Origin of the sequence: Romboutsia sp. 13368 (assembly GCF_018336475.1) — a bacterium.
GTDB lineage: Bacteria > Bacillota > Clostridia > Peptostreptococcales > Peptostreptococcaceae > Romboutsia.
Window position 1 is genome coordinate 1,405,225 of the sequence record NZ_CP048741.1, and the last position, 1,698, is coordinate 1,406,922.

Annotated in this window: 2 protein-coding genes; both read left to right on the forward strand. The window is 29.8% G+C overall.

Annotated features, from left to right (window positions below; all coding sequences use genetic code 11):
- Positions 1-136 precede the first annotated feature (136 nt).
- Positions 137-892, forward strand: a complete 756-nt coding sequence (locus G3997_RS05655; RefSeq protein ID WP_296644204.1) for an ABC transporter ATP-binding protein — start codon at positions 137-139, stop codon at positions 890-892.
- On the forward strand, positions 876-1,682 hold the full coding sequence (locus G3997_RS05660; protein ID WP_296644208.1) for an ABC transporter permease: 807 nt from the start codon (positions 876-878) through the stop codon (positions 1,680-1,682). The genes G3997_RS05655 and G3997_RS05660 overlap by 17 nt, the downstream gene beginning before the upstream one ends.
- Positions 1,683-1,698 lie beyond the last annotated feature (16 nt).

A 1,698-nucleotide genomic window follows, 5' to 3' on the forward strand; every position in this document is an offset into this window, starting at 1 on the left:
CCATATTAGATTTYTCAAATACMCCTATGTCGTGAATTACGACACCCTTCCTAAACTATATTTTCTAAAACTGGTACAAATCTTTCCGCAAATTAATACAATAATATATACCAATAAACTTCTTGGAGGTGACTATATGAAAGATATGGTCAAAATATCAGACCTAAATCAAACCTTTTACACAAAAGATGGAGAATTAGAAGTTCTAAAAAATATTAACTTTAATCTAATAGAAGGAGAAATATTAACTATCCTTGGACCTAGTGGCTCTGGAAAATCAACAATACTAAACATACTAACTGACCTTTTAGAACCTACTAGTGGTGAAGTAATTCTAAATGGTAAAATTGGATATATGTTTCAAAAAGATAACTTACTAGAATGGAGAAACATAATGGAYAATATAACCATTGGACTTGAAATCCAACATAAGAAAACTCCAGAATCAATTCAAAGAGTTGAATCACTTTTAAAAACTTATGATCTTTGGGAATTTAGAAATATGTATCCTAAAGAGCTATCTGGAGGTATGAGACAGAGAGTTGCATTGATTCGTACTCTATCTGTAAATCCTGATATATTACTTCTTGATGAACCTTTCTCTGCWCTTGATTACCAAACAAGGATATTAGTTAGTGATGATGTTTATAGAATAATTAAAAACGAAGGTAAATCTGCAATTCTCGTAACTCATGACATTTCAGAAGCTATATCAATGAGCGATAAAATAATAGTACTATCAAAAAGACCTGCAATAGTAAAAAGCACTCACAATATAGACCTTGTACCAGAAGGAGAAAAAACACCTTTCAAAGTTCGTAAATTACCACAGTTTCAAGACTACTTTGACATTCTGTGGAAGGAGCTAGATAGATATGAAATCAAACAATAACTATTCACAAGGATATATAGACTATCTGAAAAACACAAAAAAAGAAAAAATAAAAGTATTATTATCTCAAATATCTTTACTTGTAGGCATACTAGTACTATGGGAAGTACTTGCAAACTATGGGTTAATAGAAACATTCTTATTTAGTAAACCATCTGATATATATCATCTATTTATAAAATATCTATCAAATGGAGAACTTCTAAGACATATTGGTATATCTGTATACGAAACATTACTAGGACTAGTAATTGGTACAGTAATAGGAATAATAGTTGCAATAGCACTTTGGTGGTCTGAAAAATTATCAAGAATTTTAGATCCATTTTTAGTAGTGCTTAATGCTCTTCCAAAAACAGCCCTAGCTCCTATTATAATTGTTTGGGCAGGTGCTGGAATTGAAGGAATTGTAGTTACTGCAGTTACAATATCTGTAGTTGTTACAATACTTTCAGCTTACAACTACTTTATAAATGTAGATGAAGAAAAAATCAAGATGTTAAAAAGCTTTGGTGCTACTAAATCCCAACTATTATTTAAACTTATAATACCTTCAAACATAGGTAACCTTATAAACTTAACTAAAATAAATATTGGTATGGCATGGGTTGGAGTTATAGTTGGTGAGTTTTTAGTATCTCGTTATGGTTTAGGATATTTAATAGTTTATGGTGGTCAAGTATTTAAGTTAGATTTAGTAATGATGGGTGTATTTGTATTAGCATTTTGTGCTTGGATAATGTATGAAATTTTAAATATAGCTGAAAAGATATATAACTCTAGAAAATAAAAGAGAACTCTAATAC